This window comes from Streptomyces africanus (genome assembly GCF_030816955.1).
In the GTDB taxonomy this organism is placed as follows: Bacteria; Actinomycetota; Actinomycetes; order Streptomycetales; family Streptomycetaceae; genus Streptomyces; species Streptomyces africanus.
The window spans coordinates 7,976,870-7,999,191 of sequence record NZ_JAUSYP010000001.1 but is presented as its reverse complement, the minus strand read 5'-3'; the positions used below and the strand labels follow the sequence as shown (position 1 = coordinate 7,999,191).

Sequence of the window (22,322 nt, the reverse complement as noted above, 5' to 3'; positions counted from 1 at the left end):
GTTCCTTTGGTCATCGGGATTCCAGCCAGGCCGAGATCGCCTGCCACGCCAGGCCCATCATGTCGGGACGGACCATGTCCACGTGCCCGCACGGAATGGACACTTCCGTGATCTCGCCGGAGACGTAGGGCGCCCATTTCGCGGTGAGGGGTCCGTCTTCCGGCGCGTTGTCCGTCGAGGTGAGGATCAGCGTGTCGCCGTCGAAACGGCCGGTGGTGTGCGCGGCCCTGATCCGGGTGTTGTTCTGGAACGTCCGCGCGACGAAGGCGATCTCGTCGTCGGAGAATCCGCCGAGCAGGTGGCCGAACTCCGCGCGGATCGCATCCTCCCAGGACAGGTCGCCGCCGTCGGCGGTGGCGCCGTCCTGGGCGCCGGTGGCCGTGACCTCGTCGTCGATCGGGAACGAGTCCATGACGACCAGAGCGGCCACTTCCTCTCCCCGCGCCCGCAGCTGAACGGCGATCTCATGTGCGGGAGCCGCGCCGAAGGAGTATCCGACGATGTGGTAGGGGCCGGTCGGCTGCACCGCGCGCATCTGTTCGATGTAGTCGGCGGCCATGTCCGTCAGCGAGCCCGCGAAGGGCGCCTCGCCGTCGACGCCGCGGGCCTGCAGCCCGTAGACGGGCTGGTCTTCGGGCGCGTGCTGGGCGAAGGGCGTGTAGCACCAGCTCAGTCCGCCCGCGGGGTGGACGCAGAACAGGGGCGGTCGTTCACCGCCGCCGCGGATCGTCAGCAGTACGCCGAGCGAGTCCCGCATCGACGACAGGCTGAGCGTGTTCCGCAGGGCGGCCACGGTCGGGGCGGCCATCACGTCCCGGACGGAGACGGTGATGCCCCGGGCCTCCAGCCGGTGCACCAGCCTCACCGCCAGCAGCGAGTGGCCGCCGAGTGCGAAGAAGTCGTCGTCGACCCCGACGCCGGGCAGCCCCAGCACCTCGGCGAACGCCTGGCACATGGCCTGTTCGACCGCCGCCATCGGCCCGTGGGCCACCGCGTCGGCGGCCCCGTGCGCGAGCTGGGGGTCGGGCAGGGCTTTGCGGTCGAGCTTGCCGTTGGCCGTCAGTGGCAGGGTGTCCAGTTCCACGAAAGCCGTCGGCACCATGTACGACGGCAACAGCTCCCCGGCGTACTCCCGGACCGCGTCCGTAACCGGTGCTCCCGCCTCGGCGGGCACCAGATAGGCGATCAGCCGCTTGTCCCCCGGGGTGTCCTCGCGGACCACCACGGCCGCTTGGGAGAGCGCGGGATGGTCCGCCAGGACAGCCTCGATCTCGCCCGGCTCGACCCGGAAGCCACGGATCTTCACCTGCTCGTCCGCCCGGCCCACGAACACGAGCCGGCCCTCGGCATCCCAACGGGCCAGGTCCCCGGTGCGGTACATCCGCTCCCCGGCCGGCCCGAACGGGCAGGCCACGAACCGCTCGCCCGTCAGCCCCTGCCGGTTCAGGTAACCCCGCGCGACACCGGCTCCGGCCACGTACAGCTCCCCGGCCACACCCGCGGGCACCGGGTCGAGCTTGCCGTCCAGGACGTACACCCGCGTGTTGTCCAGCGGCCGCCCGATCGGCAGCACCCCGTCGAGGTCACCGGCGTCGCCGACCTCGTACCGGGTCGCGCACAAGGTCACCTCGGTCGGCCCGTAGAGGTGGCGTACCACCACACCCGGGTTGGCCTCCAGCACCCGCCGCACCGACCCGGCCGGCACCACGTCCCCGCCCGTCAGCACCTCACCCACACCGGCGAAACAGCCCGGGTCCTGATCGGCCAGCACCCGCAGCAGACCCGCCGTCACATGCACATGCGACAGACCCTGCTCAGCGATCAGGCGACGCAGGACCGCTCCGTCCACCGCCTCGTCCGGCGCCACCACCACCGTGCCACCCGACAGCAACGGCACCCACAACTCATACGACGACGCATCGAACGCGTGCGGGGCGTGGAACAGCACCCGCGGCGTCGCCCCCCAGGACCGGTCCCGGGCCAGTGCGACCACGTCCCGGTGCGTGGCCACCACGCCCTTGGGCACACCCGTCGAACCCGACGTGTACATCACGTACGCGGCCGCGTCCGCAGCCACCGGCGCGGGCAGCGGGGCCTCGGCATCCGCGTGCGCGTCGAGCGGCACCACCGTGGCTCCGAGCAGCTCATGTTCGGTCGCCTGCTCGCGCACCACCAGCACGGGGGCACTCGCGTCGTCGATCACCGCGCGCATCCGCGCCACCGGCCATCCGGGATCCAGCGGCAGATACGCACCGCCGGCCTTCAGCACCGCCAGCAGTGTCACCACCAGCTCGACGGACCGTTCCATCAGCACGGCGACGACCGTCTCCGGTCCCACGCCCGACGCGACCAGCACGCGCGCCAGCGCATCGGCCCGCGCGTCCAGTTGGCCGTACGTCACCTCGTCGCCGCCGGACACCAGCGCCACGGCGTCGCGGGCGGCCGCCGCTCGCTGCGCGAACACGTCCGGCACCGAGGCGTCCGCCATCGCGACCGCCGTGTCTTTGTGCCCCTCGACCAGCTCGGACCGCTCGGCCTCGCTCAGTACGTCCACTGCCGACAAGGGCGTCCCGGGTGCCTCGTCGAGGGCTGTGACCAGGTTCTCCAGGCAGGTGTGCAGGAGGGCGCAGACGTCGGCGGGATCGACGGGCGCCACCGCGTCCACGGCGATGGTGAAGCCGCCTCCTCCGACATCGACGGCCACGGCGAGCGGGTAGTCGGTGATGTCGCGGTCGGACAGCAGTTCCATGCCCTCCAGGGCTTCGGCGGCCTCCTCGGACACCTCCGGGTTGTGCCGGTAGTTGAAGAGGGAGGTGAACAGCGGGCTGCCGCCGGGCAGGCCACTGGCCGCCTGGGCCAGGGCCAGCGGCGCGTGCTCGTGGACCATCAGGTCGGCGAGCTGGTGCCGCAGGCCGGTCAGCGCCTCCCCGACTGCGAGGCCGGCCAGGCGCACCCGCACCGGCAGCGTGTTGATGAACAGGCCCGGTACGCGGTCGGAACCCGCCCCGGAGTTCATCCTGCCGAAGAGGATCGTGCCGAACACCACGTCGTCGCGGCTCGACAGGGCCGCGAGTACGCGCGCCCAGGCCAGGTGGAAGACCGTCGCCGGGCTCACGCCCAGCGACCGGGCGACGTCCTTCAGCCGCCCGGCCAGCTCGCCGGCGACCCGGAGGGCGGCCTGGGTCACCGCCGTGCCGTCGCCGTGTACCTCGGCCAGCCCGTACGGTGCGGTCGGTTCGGTCACGTCACCGAGGAGGCCGGCGAAGTAGCGCTGATACTCCTCGCGGGAAACCCCGAGGCGTGCCTGCGCCACGAAGTCCCGGAACGGCAGCGGCTTCGGCAGGTGCGCGGTCCGCCCTTGCAGGCGGGCCCGCAGCTCGTCGAGCATCACCTGCAGGCCGGTGTGGTCCTGCAACAGGTGGTGGACGCGGAGCAGGCACAGCCACCGGCCGCTTCGCGGGTCGGCGGCGATGTGCGTCGTCATCAGCGGTGCCCGGTCCAGCTCCATCCAGCCGCTGACGGCGGCGGTCAACTGCTCGGCCGCGTCCGGGCCCTCCGGGTTCAGGGCCACCTCCTCGACCGGCAGGTCGGCGTGGCGCAGCACCACCTGAACGGGCTCCGGAAGACCGTCGGACAGGAACGCGGTGCGGTAGACGTCGTGCCGGTCCAGCACCCACTGCATCGCGTCGAGGAAATCGTCCAGGCGTCGCCGTGAGTCGAACTCGATCACCGTGGGCGTCACGTACACGTCCGTGCCGTCCCGGCCGAGCATCAGGTGGTGGAAGAAGATGCCTTCCTGGAGCGGGGCCAGCGGGTACACGTCCTGGATGCCGGCCGCACCGCCCGGCACCTGCTCCACCATCCGTCCGACCTCGGCCTCGCTCAGATCGACGAGCGGGAGCATCTCCGGCGTGATCCTGGTGGCGTCGTCCGGGATCAGGTTGGGCGGCACCACCACGGTCTCCGGCCCCGCGGCCGCCGCCAGTCCGGCCGGCGTCGGCGTCGTGAACAGCGCCCGCACCGACACGGACACCCCGTGCTGCCGCAGCCATTCCACCAGCGACACCGCCAGCAGCGAATGGCCGCCCAGGGCGAAGAAGTCGTCGTCCACACCGACCGACGGGATGCCCAGGACCTCGGCGAACGCCTGGCAGAGCAGCTCTTCCCCGACCGTGGCCGCGGCCCGCCCGCCACGGGAGGTGAACGCCGGGGCCGGCAGGGCCTTGCGGTCGAGTTTCCCGTTCGCGGTCAGTGGCAGCGTGTCCACCGCCACCACCGCCGAGGGCACCATGTACGACGGCAGGTGCTCGGCCGCGTGGGCGTGCGCGGCTGCCGCCACATCGCCGGCGTCCGGGCCGCCGGCCACCACGTAGGCGACGAGCCGCTTGTCGCCCGGGACGTCCTCCCGCACGACGGCGGCGGCGTGCCCGACCGCCGGGTGGCCGCTCAGCACGGCCTCCACCTCACCCAGCTCGATCCGGAATCCCCGGATCTTCACCTGGTCGTCCGCCCGGCCGAGGAACTCCAGCTCGCCGCCCGTCCGCCGGCGCACCACGTCGCCGGTGCGGTACATGCGCTCCCCGGCGGGCCCGAACGGGCATGCCACGAAGCGCTCCGCCGACAGTCCCGGACGTTCCAGGTACCCGCGTGCGAGCTGCGCTCCGGCCAGATAAAGCTCACCGGACACGCCCGGCGGCACCGGCTGGAGCGCGCCGTCCAGCACATAGGCCCGCGTGTTGTCGACCGGGTGGCCGATCGGCACCTGGGACAGGTCCGCCCCCGCCGCGACATCGGCCAACGTCGCGTAGACCGTCGCCTCGGTCGGGCCGTACAGGTTGGTGACCGTGCTGCCGACCGCCGCCATACGGGCGGCGAGGGACCCGGACAGCGCCTCGCCCGCGACGAGCAGCCGCAGTCCCCGCGCGATCTCCGCGTTCGCGGTCAGCAGCGCGTGCCACAACGCCGGGGTGCCCTGCATCATGGTCACGCCGAACCGGTCGACGAGTTCGGCCACAGCCGCCGGGTCCCGCACGTCTCCGTCCGGGGCGACCACGACCCCGGCGCCCGCGAGGAGCGGGGCGTACAGCTCGAAGACGTGGATGTCGAAGGTCACCGTCGTCACGGCCAGCAGGCGGTCCGTGGTGTCCATCGGGAAGCGCCGGCCCATCGCCGTGACGAGGTTCGCCATGGCGCCGTGCGGGACCACGACTCCCTTGGGGCGCCCGGTGGAACCCGACGTGTAGATCACATAGGCCGGGTGGTCCGGGAGCAGCGGCGTGAGGCGTTCCGCGTCGGTGAGGGGGCCGTCGTCCATGCCGGACAGCTCCGCGACCGTACCGGGATCGTCCACGGCGAGCCGTTCCGGCCGGTTCTCCACTGCCGCGATACCGCCGCCGGTGAGGACCAACCCGGGCCGGGCGTCGTCGAGCATCAGCGCGATGCGCTCGGCCGGATGCCCCGGGTCGATCGGCAGATACGCGCCCCCGGCCCTCAGTACGGCCAGCAGAGCCACGAGCAGGTCCGCCGAACGCGCCATGCACACCGCGACGCGCGACTCCGGGCCGACACCGCGCCGTACGAGCAGCCGCGCCAGCCGGTTCACCCGGGCGTTCAGCTCGGCGTAGGTCAGCCGGGCTTCGCCGCACAGAACCGCCACCGCGTCCGGTGTCCTCAGCGCCTGGGCCTCGAACATCTCGGAGAGGGGCCGGGCGGGCAGCGGGGCCTGCGTGTCGTTCCACTCCTCGACGACCAGCCGCCGTTCGTCCGCGTCGAGCACGTCGACCGCGCTCAGGCGCACGTCGGTGTCCTCGGCGATCGCCTCCAGGACGCGCACCAGGCAGGCCGCGATCCGCTCGGCCGTCTCCCGGTCGAACAGGTCGGCGGCGGCGATCAGCATGCCTTGCAGCCCCGCCGGCGCGCCGGCGGCGTCGAACATCTCACCGACGGACACGTCCAGGTCGAACTTCGCCGCCGCACGTCCCATGGGCAGCGTGTCGGTCCGCAGACCCGGCAGTTCCGCGGCGGGGCCGCCACCGGGACCGGCCGTGTTCTGGAGGGTGAGCATGACCTGGAAGAGGGGGTGGCGGGCCAGTGAGCGGGCCGGGGCCAGTTCCTCGACCAGCCGCTCGAAGGGCACGTCCTGGTTCTCGTACGCCGACAGGCTCACCGCCCGGACCCGCGCGAGCAGTGCGCGAAACGTCGGGTCACCGGACAGGTCCGTGCGCAGGACGAGCGTGTTGACGAAGAAGCCGACCAGTTCGTTGAGGTTCTCGTCCGTCCGTCCCGCGACCGATGCCCCGATGGGGACGTCGCTGCCCGCGCCGAGGCGGTGCAACAGCGTCGCGAGTGCGGCCTGGAGCACCATGAAGACGGTGACGCCCTCGACGCGCGCCATCTCCACGAGCCGCTCGTGGAGATCGGCGGGCACCAGCACCGGCACGTCATGCCCCCGGGTGGAGGCCTCAGCGGGCCGGGGCCGGTCGGCGGGCAGTCGCAGTTCTTCCGGCGCACCGGCGAGCGCATCGCGCCAGTACGCCACCTGACGCGCCAGGACGCTGTCGGCGTCGTCCTCGTTTCCGAGCAACTCGCGCTGCCAGACGGCGTAGTCGACGTACTGCACGGGCAGCGGCGTCCAGGCGGGGGCGCGCTCCTCGCGGCGGGCCGCGTAGGCCTCCGCCATGTCGCGGGCCAGCGGCTCCATGGACCAGGCGTCACCGGCGATGTGGTGGACCACCAGGACCAGTACGTGCTCCCCGGGCGCCGTCGCGAACAGCCACGCCCGCAGCGGGATCTCCGTGGAGAGGTCGAACGCGTACCCGGCCGCCTCGGTCACCGCGGCCTCGAGCCGGTCCTCGGCGACGTCCACGACCGGCAGTGCGAACCCGGCGTCGTCGACCGGCAGCACCCGCTGGTACGGCTCCCCGTCCGTCAGGGAGAACACGGTTCGCAGGACCTCGTGCCGCTCGATCACGTCACGGAACGCTTCCGTCAGCGCCGCCCGGTCCAGCTCCCCGGTCAGCCGCAGGCTGAGGGGGATGTTGTACGTGGCGCTCGGTCCGTCCAGCTGCCCGAGGAACCACAACCGCCGTTGCGCGAACGACAGCGGCGCTCGCTCCGGCCGCTCCCGCGCCTCCAGCGCCTTGCGTCCCGGCCGGGCGTGAGCGAGCCCGCGCGCGAGGGCCGCCGGGGTCGGCGTGTCGAAGAGGGCCCGGATCGGCAGCTCGACGTCCAGCACCGCCCGCACCCGGCTCACCAGGCGCGTCGCCAGCAGCGAGTGGCCGCCCAGCGCGAAGAAGTCGTCGTCCACGCCGACGGCCGGCAGGCCGAGCACCTGGGCGAAGGCTCCGCACAGCAGTTCCTCGCGGGCGTCGGCCGCCGCCCTGCCCGCACCGGCCGCGTAGTCGGGGGCGGGCAGTGCCTTGCGGTCGAGCTTGCCGTTCGGCGTCAGCGGGAAGCCGTCCAGCTCCACGATCGCCGAGGGCACCATGTAGCCGGGCAGTTGCTCGGCGGCGTAGGAGCGCAGTGTCCCGGGCAGGGTGGCGGCGTCCACGCCGGCGGCGGCGACCACGTATCCGGTCAGTCGTTTGTCGCCGGGGATGTCCTCCCGTACCACCACCGCGGCCTGGGCCACAGCCGGATGCCCCGCCAGGACCGACTCCACCTCACCCGGCTCGATCCGGAACCCACGGATCTTCACCTGATCATCCGCACGCCCCGCGAACACCAACTCACCCCCGGCCGACCACCGCACCCGGTCCCCGGTCCGATACATCCGCTCACCCGGCACGAAGGGGCACGCCACAAACCGCTCCGCCGTCAGCCCCGCACGACCCAGATACCCACGCCCCAGCTGAGGACCCGCCACATACAACTCGCCGACCACACCCACCGGAACCGGCCGCAACCCGCCATCCAGCACGAACACCCGCGCATGAGCCACCGGACGCCCGATCGGCACCCCCCACCCCAGACCCACAGCCCCGGCACGCCACACCGTGACATTCACCGTCGCCTCACTGGGCCCATAACTGTTGAACAGCGTCCGCCCGGCAGCCACCCACCGCTCCACCAGACCAGGCGGACACACCTCACCACCCACATCCAGCACAAACCCCGGATCCAGCACACCCTCCGCCATCAACGCCGCCACCGCCGGCGGCAACGTCGCATGCGTCACCCCCCCATCCACCAGGAACCGCACCAACTCATCACCCAACCGCCGATCCGACGGCACCGTCACCAACGCCGCCCCCCGCAGCAACGCCAGCCACCACTCCTCACAGAACGCGTCAAAACCCACCGACGCGAACTGCGCCACCCGACTGCCCCCACCCACCCCATACCGCTCATGACTGACCACATAACTCACACACGCCTCATGCGGAATCACCACGCCCTTCGGACGCCCCGTCGACCCCGACGTGTAGATCACATACGCCGGATGAGACGCCAGCAACGGAGCCAGACGATCAGCATCCGACACCGCACCCTCATCAAACCCGTCCGTCTCCGCGAAGAACTCCGGCCCGTCCAGCACCAGCACCGGCGCCGCGTCCTCGATCACGAACCGGATGCGCTCCGCCGGCTGCCCCGGATCGATCGGCAGATACGCACCCCCCGCCTTCAGCACCGCCAGCACCGCCACCACCAACTCCGGCGACCGCTCCAGCACCAAAGCCACCACCGACTCCGGACCCACCCCCCGCGCGATCAACTTCCGCGCAAGCCGATTCGCCCGCTCCTCCACCTGCGCATACGACCACTCCACACCCTCACCCACCAACGCCACCGCACCCGGCGACCGCCCCACCTGCGCCGCAAACAAATCCGGCAACAGAGCAGCGGGCACCGGCCCCGCAGTGGCATTCCACTCGTGAAGGAGCCGGTGGTGTTCCTCCGTGTCCAGCACCTCCACCGCCGCCAGCCCGGTGCCGGGCGCCGTTTCGAGGACGGAGACCAGACGGTCCAGGCAGGTGTGCAGCAGCCGGCAGGCCTGTTCGGGATCGACCGGGGCTTGTGCCTCGGCGGTCAGCAGGAACCACTCACCGGCGTCGTCGACGGACATGGTCAGCGGGTAGTGGCTCTGTTCCCGGTAGGCCAGCAGGCTGATGCCGTCGGCGGAATCGGCCTGTTCCGCGGCGGGTCCGGCGTCCGGAGCCGCGGTGAACCGGTAGTTGAACAGCGAGGTGAACAGGGGGGTGCCGCCGGGTACGCCACTGGCCGCCTGGGCCAGTGTGAGCGGTGCGTGCTCGTGCACCATCAGCTCGGCGAGCTGGTTGCGCATGTCCGACAGCGCGGCATCCGCCGCGGTGCCGCCGAGGCGGACGCGCACCGGCAGCGTGTTCATGAACAGGCCCGGTACGCGGTCGGAACCGGTCCCCGAGTTCATCCGGCCGAAGACGATCGTGCCGAAGACCACGTCGTCGCGTCCCGACAGCGTGCCGAGCACCCGGGCCCAGGCCAGGTGGAAGACGGTCGCCGCGCTGACTCCCCTCGACCGGGCCAGCCCGCGCACCCGTTCGGCCAGCTCGTCGTCGATCCGGTGCTGCGCGCGGGCCTGGGGGCCGCCGTCACCGTGCACGTCCGACAGGCCGTACGGCGCGGTCGGCTCGGTCAGGTCGCCGAGCAGGCCGGAGAAGTAGGCCTCGTGCTCCTCGCGCGCGGTCCCGAGCCGCGCCTGCGCCACGTATCCGCGGAACGGCACCGGTTCGGGCAGTTCGTCGGCGTGTCCGGACAGGATCGCCCGCACCTCGTCCAGCAGCACGTCCAGGGCGGTGTGGTCCTGCACCAGGTGGTGGATGAGCAGCAGCGCCACCCATCGGCCGGTGCCCGGCTCGGCGGCGATCCGGACCCGCATCAGCGGTGCCCGGTCCAGCGCGTGCCAGGTTCCCGCCTCGGCCAGCAGGTGCTCGGCCGGGTCGGCGGCGGCGTCGAGGACGACCTCGTCCACCGGCAGCTCGGCGGTGCGCCACACGACCTGCACGGGCTCCCGCAGTCCTTCCCAGACGACCGCCGTCCGGTAGGTGTCGTGCCGGTCGACGACCTGCTGGAGCGCTGCCAGGAACCCGTCGAGGAGGTCGCGCGAGGCGAAGCCGAGCACCGTCGGGAGCACGTACACGTCACCGTCGTCGCCGCCCGCCATCAAGTGGTGGAAGAACATGCCCTCCTGGAGGGGGGCCAGCGGGTACACGTCCGCGACGTTGGCCGCGCCGCCGGGCACCGTGGCAACCACTGTGGCGATCTCCGCCTCGGTCAGGTCGGCCAGGGTCAGCATGTCCGGCGTGATCTCGTTCGCGCCCGGCGGGATGAGGTTCGGCGGCACCGTCACCTCCTCCGGACCGGCCGCGGCCGCGAGTCCGGCAGGGGTGGCGTTCTGGAACAGTGCCCGCACCGACACCGCGACCCCGCGCTCGCGCAGGTGCTCGACGAGGGAAACGGCCAGCAGCGAGTGCCCGCCCAGGGCGAAGAAGTCGTCGTCCACGCCGACGCGTTCGAGGCCCAGTACCTGTGCGAAGGCCAGGCACAGCAGTTCCTCGCGCGGACCCGCCGGGGCCCGGCCCGAGCCGGCCACCGCCGCGAAGTCCGGCGCGGGCAGCGCCCTGCGGTCGAGCTTGCCGTTCGCGGTCAGCGGCAGCGCGTCCAGCACCACGACCGCGGCGGGCACCATGTACGACGGCAGCCGCTCAGCTGCTTCGGCGCGCAGCGCTTCCGCCAGATCGTGCGGTGCGGGGGCGCCGGCCACCACGTAGGCGACGAGCCGTTTGCCGCCCGGGACGTCCTCGCGCACGGCCGCGGCGGCCCGTTCGACGGCCGGGTGGCGGCCCAGCACGGCCTCGACCTCACCGAGCTCGATCCGGAACCCGCGGATCTTCACCTGGTCGTCCGCGCGGCCCAGGAACTCCAGTTGACCGTCCGCGCGCCAGCGGACCACGTCACCGGTGCGGTACATGCGCTCGCCGGAGCCGAACGGGCAGGCCACGAACCGCTCCGCGGACAGCCCCGCTCGCCCCTGATACCCGCGCGCCAGCTGGACGCCGGCCAGGTAGAGCTCGCCCGAGGAGCCCGGCGGCACGGGCCGCAGGGCGTCGTCGAGCACGTACGCCCGGGTGTTGGCCACCGGGCGGCCGATCGGCACCTGGGCCGTCGTGGCATCCGCCTCGATGCCGGCCGTGGTCGCCCAGACCGTCACCTCGGTCGGGCCGTACAGGTTCGTGACGGTGTTCCCGACGGCCGCCAGGCGGGCGGCCAGGGCCCCCGGCAGCGCCTCGCCGCCGACGAGTATGCGCAGTCCCCTCGCGGCCTCGGCGTGCTCCGTCAGCAGCGCCTGCCACAGTGACGGGGTCGCCTGCATCACGGTCACGCCGGTTGCGCCGATGAGCGCGGCCAGCGCCGCCGGATCCCGTACGGCCGCGTCGTCCGCGAGCACGACCCCGGCGCCCGCGAGCAGCGGCACGTAGAGCTCCAGGACGTGGATGTCGAAGGAGACCGTCGTCACGGCCAGCAGACGGTCGGCCTCGCCCATGGGGAAGCGCTCCCCCATCGCCGCGACGAAGTTCGCCATGGCGCCGTGCGGGACGACGACCCCCTTGGGCCGTCCGGTGGATCCCGACGTGTAGATGACGTAGGCCGGGTGCTCGGGCAGGAGCGCACCGAGGCGCTCGGAGGCGGCCAGGTCGCGGCCGTCCAGCTTCCGGAGCCTGGCCGCCGTACGGGGAGCGTCCACGACGATTCGTTTCGCCCCGGCCACGGCGGCATCGGTCTCCCGGCTGGTGAGCAGCAGCTCGGGGCGACTGTCGTCGAGTATGTGCCCGATGCGCTCGGCGGGGTGGTCGGGGTCGATCGGCACGTAGGCGCCACCGGCCTTGAGCACCGCCAGCAGTGCCACGGGCAGGTCGGCCGAACGGCGCATGCACACCGCCACGGGCAGTTCCGGGCCGATGCCGTGCCGGACGAGCAGCCGGGCCAGCCGGTTGGCCCGGGCGTTCAGCTCGGCGTAGGTCAGCCGGGTGTCACCGGCCAGCACCGCGACGGCGTCGGGCGTTCTCGCCGCCCGGTCCTCGAACGACGCGGGCACGGGCAGAGCCGGCAGCGGGGCGTCGGTGGCGTTCCACTCCTCGACGACCCGTCGCCGCTCGCCCGCGTCGAGCAGGTCCACCGCGCTCAGGCGCACGTCCGTGGCCTCGGTGAGCAGGCTCAGGACCCGCACGAGGCAGCCCGCGATGCGATCGGCCGTCGCCTGGTCGAACAGGTCGGCGGAGGCGACGAGCGTGCCCTGGATTCCCGCGGGGGCGCCCGAGGCGTCGAAGGTCTCGCCCATGGACACGTCGAGGTCGAACTTGGCGGCCACGCCGTCGGTGGGCAGCGACTCGGTCCGCAGGCCGGGCAGCGCCGCGGCGGGGCCGCCGCGCGCCCCGCCCGCGTTCTGGAGGGTGAGCATGACCTGGAACAGGGGATGCCGGGCCAGCGACCGGGCCGGTGCCAGCTCCTCGACCAGCTTTTCGAACGGCACGTCCTGGTGGGTGAACGCCGCGAGCGAGGTGTCGCGCACCCTCCGCAGGACGTCGGCGACGGTGGGGTCGCCGCTGAGGTCGGTCCGCAGGACGATGGTGTTGACGAAGAACCCGATCAGGTCGTCCAGGGCCTGGTCGGTGCGTCCGGCGACCGCGGTGCCGACGGGGATGTCGGTGCCCGCGCCCAGCCGGGACAGAGCCACGGCCAGCGCGGTCTGCACGGTCATGAACAGGGTCACCTTGTGCTCGCGCGCCACCTCCTGGAGGCGTTCGTGCACCCCGGCGGGAATGTCGACGGAGGCGAGGTGTCCGCGGAAGGACGTCGTCGGCGGGCGCGGCCGGTCGGTCGGCAGGCGCAGTTCCTCCGGCGCGCCGTCCAGGGTGTCGCGCCAGTAGGCGACCTGCCGGCGGATCAGGCTGTCCGGGTCGTCCTCGTCCCCGAGCAACTCGCGCTGCCAGAGCGCGTAGTCGGCGTACTGCACGGGCAACGGTGTCCAGGCCGGCTCCTCGTCGGCGCACCGCGCCGCGTACGCCGTCGCGACATCGCGGATCAGAGGCGCCATGGACCAGGCGTCCGCCGCGATGTGGTGGACCACCAGGACCAGGACGTGCTCGTCGGGCGTCACCGCGAGCAGCGTCGCACGCACCGGGATCTCCCTGGCGAGGTCGAAGGGGTGTTGCGCCGCCCGGGCCACCGCGTCGGTCACGTCGCCGGGGCTCACCTCGACGACCGGCAGTGCGAAGCCGCAGGCGTCGAGGGGAAGGCTCCGCTGGCAGGGCTCGCTGCCGTCCATCGCGAAGACCGTGCGCAGGACTTCGTGCCGGTCGATCACGTCACGCAGCGCGGTCTCCAGCGCGGTCCGGTTCAGCGGGCCGGTGATCCGCGTCCCGAGGGGAATGTTGTACGTGGCGCTGGGGCCCTCCAGCTGTCCGAGGAACCACAGGCGGCGCTGGGCGAACGACAGCGGGACCCTCTCCGGCCGTTCCCGCACGGCCAGTTCGATCCGTCCGGGCCGGGCCTGGACGAGCCAGCGGGCGAGGCGCGCCGGGGTCGGCGCGTCGAACAGCGCGACGATGTTCAGCTCCACGTGGAACGTCGCCCGGATCCGGCTGACGAGGACGGTCGCCAGCAGTGAGTGCCCGCCCAGGGTGAAGAAGTCGTCGTCCACGCCGACCGCGGGCAGCCCGAGCACCTCGGCGAACGCCTGGCACAGCAGCTCCTCGCGGAGGTCGGCCGGCGCCCGGCCGGCACCCGCCGCATAGTCCGGCGCGGGCAACGCGGCCCGGTCCACCTTCCCGTTGGCGCTCAGCGGCAGGGCGTCCAACTCGACCATGGCCGACGGCAACATGTACTCCGGCAGCCGTTCGGCGGCGTACGAGCGGACGGTGACGCCGACGGCCGTGCCCGGGTCGGCGGGCACCAGATAGGCCACCAGCCTCTTGTCCCCGGGGATGTCCTCGCGGACGAGCACGGTCGCCTGCGCGACCGCCGGGTGTGCGGCGAGGGCGGCCTCGACCTCGCCGGGCTCCACCCGGAACCCGCGGATCTTCACCTGTTCGTCCGCACGCCCGACGAACACCAGCCGCCCGTCCGGGGTCCACCGGACCAGGTCGCCGGTGCGGTACATCCGCTCGCCGGAGCCGGTGAAGGGGCAGGCCACGAACCGCTCACCCGTCAGCACGGGCCGGTCGAGGTAACCGCGTGCGACCCCGGCTCCGGCGACGTACAGCTCTCCGGCCACGCCCACCGGCACCGGTTCGAGACCGGCGTCGAGGACGTACACGCGGGTGTTGTCGAGTGGGCGCCCGATCGGCAGGACGGAGTGCACCCGGCCGGCGTCGGCGACCTCGTGCTGAGTGGCGCACAGCGTCACCTCGGTCGGCCCGTACAACTGCCGCACGGTCACACCCGGGTTGGCCTCCAGCACCCGCCGTACCGACTCCGCCGGGACCATGTCACCGCCGGTCAGCACCTCACGGACACCGGTGAAGCAGCCGGGGTCCTCGTCCGCCAGCACCCTCAGCAGGCCGGCTGTCACATGCAGATGCGACAACTCGTGGTCGGTGACCAACCGCCGCACCACCGCCGCGTCCACACGCTCGTTCGGTGCGATGACGACCGTGCCGCCGGACAGCAGCGGGGCCCACAGCTCGTACGACGAGGCGTCGAACGCGTGCGGGGCGTGGAACAGCACCCGCGAGGGCCGGTCCCAGCACCGGTCGGTCGCCAGCCGCACGACGTCCCGGTGCGTGGCGACCACGCCCTTCGGGACACCGGTCGAGCCGGAGGTGTACATCACGTACGCCGCCTGCTGCGGAGACCACTGCCGGGGCAGCGCGCACTCCTCCGCTTCCGCCGTCACCGAGAGCGCGGGGATGTCGAGGGCGCGCAGGAACTCGTGGCCGGCCGTCGGCTCGTGCACCACCACGCACCGGGCGCCCGCGTCCTCCAGCACCGTCCGCATCCGTACGGCCGGCCAGCCCGCGTCCAGTGGCACGTACACGCCGCCGGCCTTCAGGACGGCCAGCAGCGTCACGACCAGCTCGACGGAACGCTCCATCACCACCGCGACGGTCGTCTCCGCGGCCACGCCCGCCTTCACCAGGGCTCGCGCCAGCCGGTCCGAGCGGGCGTCCAGCTCTGCGTAACCGATCTCGACGTCACCGCAGACCAGCGCCGTGGCCTGCGGAACACGTGCGGCCTGCGCGGCGAACGCGGCCGGAACGGTCAGGTCGGGCACGTCCACGGCCGTGTCGTTCCATTCGACGGACATCCGGTGCCGGGCCCGCGTGCCCAGGACGTCCACTTGGGTGAGCGGGGTGTCCGGGGCTTCCGCCAGGGCGGTGACCAGGTGGGTGAGGCAGGTGTGCATGAGTGCGCAGACCTGGTCGGGGTCTGCGGGCGCCATCACGTTCGCCGTGATGACGAAGCCGGGTCCGTCGTTGTCGATGGACATGTGCAGCGGGTAGTTGGTGTGCTCCCGGGTGAAGACCGTCCGGACGCCCTGGATGCCCTCGCCGGGCTCGGGCTCGTCCTGGTTGTGCCGGTAGTTGAAGAGCGAGGTGAACAGCGGGCTGCCGCCGGGCAGTCCGGCGGCGGCCTGGGCCAGCGTCAGCGGGGCCTGCTCGTGGACCATGAGGTCGGCGAGGTGCCGGCGCAGCTCGGTCAGGGCCTCTGCCACGCTCTTCCCGGCCATGGGTACGCGCACCGGCAGGGTGTTGAGGAACAGGCCCGGTGCCCGGTCGGAGCCCGCTCCCGCGCCCATCCGGCCGAACAGCAGCGTTCCGAACACCACGTCGTCGCGGCCCGACACCGCGCCGAGGACGCGCGCCCACGCCAGATGGAACAGGGACGCCGGGCTCACCCCGAGCGACCGCGCCACCTGCCGCATCCGCTCGGTCAGGGCGTCGTCGACCCGCAGTTGGGCATGCGCGGCCCCCTCACCGTCACCGTGCACGTCCGTCAGGCCGTAGGGGGCGGTGGTCTCCGTGACATCGCCGAGGAGCCCGGTGAAGTACCGCTCGTGCTCCTCCCGCGACGTCCCCAGCCGTGCCTGCGCGACGAACTCGCGGAACGGCACCGGCGCCGGGAGCCGGTCGCCCTCCCCGGCCAGGAACGCCCGCAGGTCCTCCAGCAGCACCTCCACGGAGGTGTGGTCCTGGACCAGGTGGTGGATGCGCAGCAGCATCAGCCAGCCCCGTCCGGGCGCGGCGGCGACGTGCGCCCGCAGCAGTGGCGCGCTGTCCAGCTCGATCCGGCCGCCCGCCGCCGTGCGCAGCTGCTCGATCGCGTCCGGGCCGTCGGGGTCGAGTTCCATCTCCTCGACGGGCAGTTCGGCATGGCGCCACACCACCTGGACCGGTTCGCGCAGTCCTTCCCACACGATCGCGGTGCGATAGATGTCGTGCCGGTCCAGCACCCGCTGCATCGCCGCGAGGAAGGCGTCGAGTCGCTCGCGGGAGTCGAAGTCGAGCACGGTCGGCGTCACGTAGACGTCCGTGCCGTCGGGGTCGGCCGCGAGGTGGTGGAAGAAGATTCCTTCCTGCAGGGGGGCCAGGGGGTACACGTCCGCGATGTTGGCCGCGCCGCCGGGTACCCGCTCCACCACCCGCGCGACCTCGGCCTCGGTCAGCTCGACCAGGGGCAGCATCTCCGGCGTGATCCCGGTGGCGCCCCGGGGGATCGCGCGGGGCGGCACCACCACCGGCTCCGGGCCTGCCACGGCGGCCAGCCCGGCCGGGGTCGGTGTCACGAACAAGGCCCGTACCGAGACGGACATGCCGCGCTGCCGCAGCCACTCGACCAGCGAAACCGCCAGGAGCGAGTGCCCGCCGAGTGCGAAGAAGTCGTCGTCGACCCCGACGGACGGCAGGCCCAGCACCTCGGCGAAGGCCTGACAGAGCAGTTCCTCCTCGGGGCCGTCCGGGGCACGGCCGCCGCCCGCGGTGTACGCCGGCGCCGGCAGGGCCCTGCGGTCCAGCTTGCCGTTGACCGTCAACGGCAGGACGCCCAGCACCACGAACGCCGAGGGCACCATGTACGACGGCAGCCGCTGCGCGGCGAACCCACGCACCAGCTCGGACAGCCCGCCGGCGTCCACTCCCTCACCAGGGGTCACGTAGCCGACCAGCCGCTTTCCGCCCAGGGGGTCGTCGCCCGCGACGACGGCGGCCTGCGCCACGTCCGGATGCGACGCCAGCACGGCCGACACCTCGCCCGGTTCGATCCGGAACCCGCGGATCTTCACCTGCTCGTCCGCACGGCCCTCGAACACCAGCCGGCCGTCCGGGGTCCACCGGGCCCGGTCACCCGACCGGTACATCCGCTGCCCGCCCGCACCGAACGGGCACGCCACGAACCGCTCACCGGTCAGTGCCGGGCGGCCCACGTAGCCACGGGCCACCTGGGGCCCGGCCACGTACAGCTCGCCCGTCACCCCCACAGGAGCCGGGCGCAGCCACTCGTCCAGCACATACACCGACAGCCCCTGAAGACCACGGCCGATCACACTGCCGTCCCCGGCATCGTCCGGCGACAGGTCGTGGTGGGTGACGTGCACGGTGGTCTCGGTGATGCCGTACATGTTCACCAGCCGCGGCCCGGACCCGCCGTACCGCTCCCACCAGCCGGCGAGCCGCGCGGGCTCCAGTGCCTCTCCGGCGAACACCACCGCCCGCAGGTCGCGCAGCGTGTCCGCGCGGTGCGACTCGGCCTCCATCAGCTGGTAGAACGCCGACGGCGTCTGGCTCAGCACCGTCACCCGCTCGCGCTCCAGCAGCTCCGCGAAGTCCGCCGGCGACCGCGACACGTCGAACGGCACCATCACGACGCGCCCGCCGTGCAGCAGCGCGCCCCACAGCTCCCACACCGAGACGTCGAACGCGGACGAGTGGAACAGGCTCCACACGTCGTCCGCGCCGAACTCGAACACGTTCCGGGCAGCCGTGAGCAGCGCGATCACGTTGCGGTGGGGCACCAGCACGCCCTTCGGCGTCCCGGTCGACCCCGATGTGTAGATCACGTACGCCGCCTGGTCGGGGCGCGCGGGCTCCAGCCGTTCCCCGCCGGCCGTCTCGTCGGACTCGGGAGCGTCCGCCGGCACCGCCGCCACGCCCTCCGGCAGGATCGGCGCGAAGTCGGCCGTCGTCACGGCGCACGCGGCTCCCGCGTCGGCCAGTACGAACGCGATGCGTTCGGCCGGGTAGTCCGGGTCGACGGGCAGATACGCGCCGCCCGCCTTCAGCACCGCCAGAACGGCCACCGCCAGGTCGGCGGAGCGGGGCAGGAGCACACCGACGACCGACTCCGGGCCGACCCCCAGCCCGGCCAGACGCCGCGCCAGCCGGTCGGCACGGGCGTCCAGCTCCGCATAGGACACGGCGGTATCGCCCGCCGTCACAGCCGTCGCGTCCGGCGTCCTCGCCGCCTGCGCCTCGAACAGCTCGGCCAGCGTCGCCTCCGGTACCGGGAGCGCCGGGTCGTTCCATTCCGCGACGAGGACGGAGAGTTCGGTCTCGTCCAGCACGTCGACGGCGCCGAGACGCACGTCCGTGCGGCGGGTCAGCGCCTCGAGTGCCCGGGCGAACCAGGTGACGATCCGGTCGGCCGTGTCCGGGTCGAACAGGTCGGTGGCCGCGACGAGCGTGCCGTGCATCCCGGTGGGTTCGCCGTCCGGGTCGAAGGTTTCGGCGAAGGCGAGGTCGAGGTCGAACTTGGCGGGCACCGCGCCTGTCGGCAGCACGGCGGTCTCCAGGCCGGGCAGCTCGGCGGACGCGCCGCCGGCGGCCCGAGCGGTGTTCTGCAGGGTGAGCATCACCTGGAACAACGGATGCCGCGTCAGCGACCGGGCCGGGGCCAGTTCCTCCACCAGCCGCTCGAACGGGACGTCCTGGTGGGCCAGGGCGGTCAGCAGGCCGTCGCGGACCCGCTCCAGCACCTCGGCGAAGGTCGGGTTGCCGGTCAGGTCGGTGCGCAGGACCAGGGTGTTGACGAAGAATCCGGCCAGGTCGTCCAGGGCCTGGTCGGTGCGTCCGGCGACCGCGGTGCCGACGGGGATGTCGGTGCCCGCGCCCAGCCGCGACAGCGTCACCGCCAGTGCGGCCTGAAGCACCATGAAGACCGTCACGCCCTCGGCGCGCGCCACCTCCCGCAGCCGCCGGTGCAGTTCGGCCGGAAGCTCGACCTCGGCGAGGTGGCCGCGGTAGGAGAACTCGGCAGGGCGCGGCCGGTCGGTCGGCAGGTCCAGCTCCTCCGGGGCGCCGTCCAGGGTGTCGCGCCAGTGGGCGACCTGCCGGCGGATCAGGCTGTCCGGGTCGTCCTCGTCCCCGAGCAACTCGCGCTGCCAGAGCGCGTAGTCGGCGTACTGCACGGGCAGCGGCTGCCACGCCGGGGCCTCGCCCCTCAGCCGCGCCGCGTACGCCGCCGCCACGTCCCGGGCCAGGGGGTCCATCGACCAGGCGTCACCCGCGATGTGATGCACCACCAGGACCAGCACGTGCTCGTCCGGTGCCACCGCGAACAGCGTGGCACGCACCGGGTTCTCCACGGCCAGGTCGAACGCGTACGCCGCCGCTCGCGCGATCGCGTCGGTCAGGCCGTCGGACGGCACCTGAACGACCTCGGGCGCGAACGCCGTCTCCGCCTCCGGCAGGACCCGCTGGTACGGCGTGCCGTCATCGGCCACCGCGAAGACGGTACGCAGCACCTCATGGCGTGCGACCGTGTCGCGCAGCGCGGCCACGAACGCCTCGCGGTCCAGCGGCCCGGTCAGGCGCAGTGCCAGCGGAAGGTTGTACGTCGGGCTCGGCCCCTCCAGTTGTGCCAGGAACCACAGGCGCTGCTGCGCGAAGGACAAGGGCGGCTGCTCCGGCCTCTCCCGCGACGCCAGCGCCCTGCGTCCCGGTCGGGCGGCTTCGGCGAGCCGGGCAGCCAGACGGCCGGGCGTCGGCGCATCGAACACCGTCCGGATCGACAGCTCCACGTCCAGGGTCGCGCGCACCCGGCTCACCAGGCGCGTCACCAGCAGCGAGTGGCCGCCGAGCGTGAAGAAGTCGTCGTCCACGGCGACCGCGGGCAGTCCCAGGACCTCGGCGAACGCCTGGCACAGCAGCTCTTCGCGGGCGTCGGCCGGCAACCGCCCGGCGCCCGTCGCGTAGCGGGGAGCGGGCAGCGCCGCCCGGTCCACCTTCCCGTTGACCGTCAGCGGGAAGGCGTCCAGCTCGACGAATGCCGCGGGAACCATGTACTCGGGCAGGCGATCGGCCGCGTACGCGCGCACCGCCGCGGCGACCGGGCCGTCCTGCCCGGCGGGCACCAGATAGGCGATCAGCCGCTTGTCCCCGGGGGTGTCCTCCCGTACGGCGACGGCCGCCTGGGCCACGGCCGGGTGCGTGGCGAGAACCGCCTCGATCTCGCCCGGCTCCACCCGGAAACCACGGATCTTCACCTGGTCGTCCGCCCGCCCGGCGAAGACCAGCCGGCCCTCGGGCGTCCACCTGGCCAGGTCTCCGGTGCGGTACATCCGCCCGCCCGACCCGAACGGGCAGGCCACGAACCGCTCCGCCGTCGTTCGCGCGCGGTTGACGTAGCCCCGGGCGACGCCGGCCCCGGCCACGTACAGTTCCCCGGCCACGCCCACCGGCACCACGTTCAGGCCGTTGTCCAGGACGTACACGCGGGTGTTGTCCAGCGGCCGTCCGATCGGCAGCGGTCCGTCGGCCTCGGCGACGTCGGCGACCTCGTACTGGGTGGCGCACAACGTCACCTCGGTCGGCCCGTACATGTGCCGCACGACGACCCGGGAGTTGGCTTCCAGGATTCTGCGGACCGCTTCGGCGGGGACCACGTCGCCGCCCGTCAGCACTTCCCGCACGCCGGTGAAGCAGCCGGGATCGTCCTCGGCGAGCACCCGCAGCAGACCTGCGGTGACATGGACGTGCGTCAGCTCGTGCTCAGCGGTCAGGCGCCGCATCAGGGCCGCGTCCATGCGCTCGCGGGGCGCTACCACGACGGTGCCCCCCGACAGCAGCGGCACCCACAGCTCGTAGGAGGAGGCGTCGAACGCGTGCGGGGCGTGGAACAGCACGCGCGGCGTCGCACCCCAGCACCGGTCCATGGCCAGCCGCACCACGTCCCGGTGGGTGGTCACCACGCCCTTCGGCTCCCCCGTCGAGCCCGACGTGTACATCACGTACGCGGCCCCGCCCGGCGGAACCGGCCCCGGCAGGTCCACCGCGGCCTCGGCCGTGGCGTCCACCGGGAGCAGCGCTACCCCGACTTCCAGCTCTGTCGTCGCCTCGCGCACCAGGACCAGGCAGGCGTCCGCGTCCTCGACCACCGCGCGCATCCGCGCCGCGGGCCATCCCATGTCCAACGGCACGAACACACCACCGGCCCTGGAGACGGCCAGCAGCGCCACGACGAGTTCGACGGACCGTTCCATCGCCACCGCGACGGTCGACTCCGGCCGCACTCCTGACGCCACCAGCGTCCGGGCCAGACGGTCCGATCGCGCGTCCAGTTCGCGGTAGGTGACCGCCACGTCGCCGCACACCAGCGCGACCGCGTCCGGATCGGCCGCCGCACGGGCCGTGAAGGCCTCCGGAAGCGACAGGTCCGGCACGGCGACCGTGGTGTCGTTCCACCCGTCCACCAGCGCGGACAGCTCGGTCCCGTCCAGCACGTCGACGGCGAGGAGCGGGGTGGCCGGTTCCTCCTGGAGGGCGGACGTGAGGGAGTCCAGGCACGTGGTCAGCAACGCGCCCACCTGTGCCGGATCGGCCGGCGCCACGGCGTCCACGGTGATCGAGTAGCCTGCCGCGTCGGCGTCGACCGCCACGGAGAGCGGGTAGTTGGTGAGGTCGCGGGCGGACAGGACCTGCATCCCGTCCAGCGCGGGACGCGTCGCGTTCGGCTCGGCCGCGTTGTGCCGGTAGTTCAGGATCGAGGTGAACAGCGGGCTGCCGCCGGGCAGGCCACTGGCCGCCTGGGCCAGGGTGAGCGGTGCGTGCTCGTGCACGAGCAGGTCGGCGAGCTGGTGCCGCAGGCCGGTCAGTGCCTCCCCCACCCCCTGCCGGTCGAGCCGCAGTCGGACCGGGAGCGTGTTGATGAACAGGCCCGGTACCCGGTCCGCGCCGTCGCCGGCGTTCATCCGCCCGAACAGGACGGTGCCGAACACGACGTCGTCACGTCCGGAGACGGCGCCCAGGACGCGCGCCCAGGCCAGGTGGAACAGCGTCGCCGGGCTCGCGCCGATCGACCTCGCCACCGCGCGTATGCGCTCGGCCAGGGCGTCGTCGACCCGCAGGCGGGCC

Annotated in this window: 1 protein-coding gene (cut by a window edge); it reads right to left on the bottom strand. The window is 73.0% G+C overall.

Features of this window, described 5'->3' with window-relative positions; translation table 11 throughout:
* Window positions 1-10: 10 nt before the first annotated feature.
* A protein-coding gene (locus QF034_RS36370) for a non-ribosomal peptide synthetase (protein ID WP_307178910.1) crosses the window boundary here: on the bottom strand, window positions 11-22,322 show its 3' portion. The gene runs 3,884 nt beyond the window's last position; the window shows 22,312 of its 26,196 coding nt (coding positions 3,885-26,196); the start codon falls outside the window, past its right edge — the gene reads right to left on this strand; the stop codon is at window positions 11-13.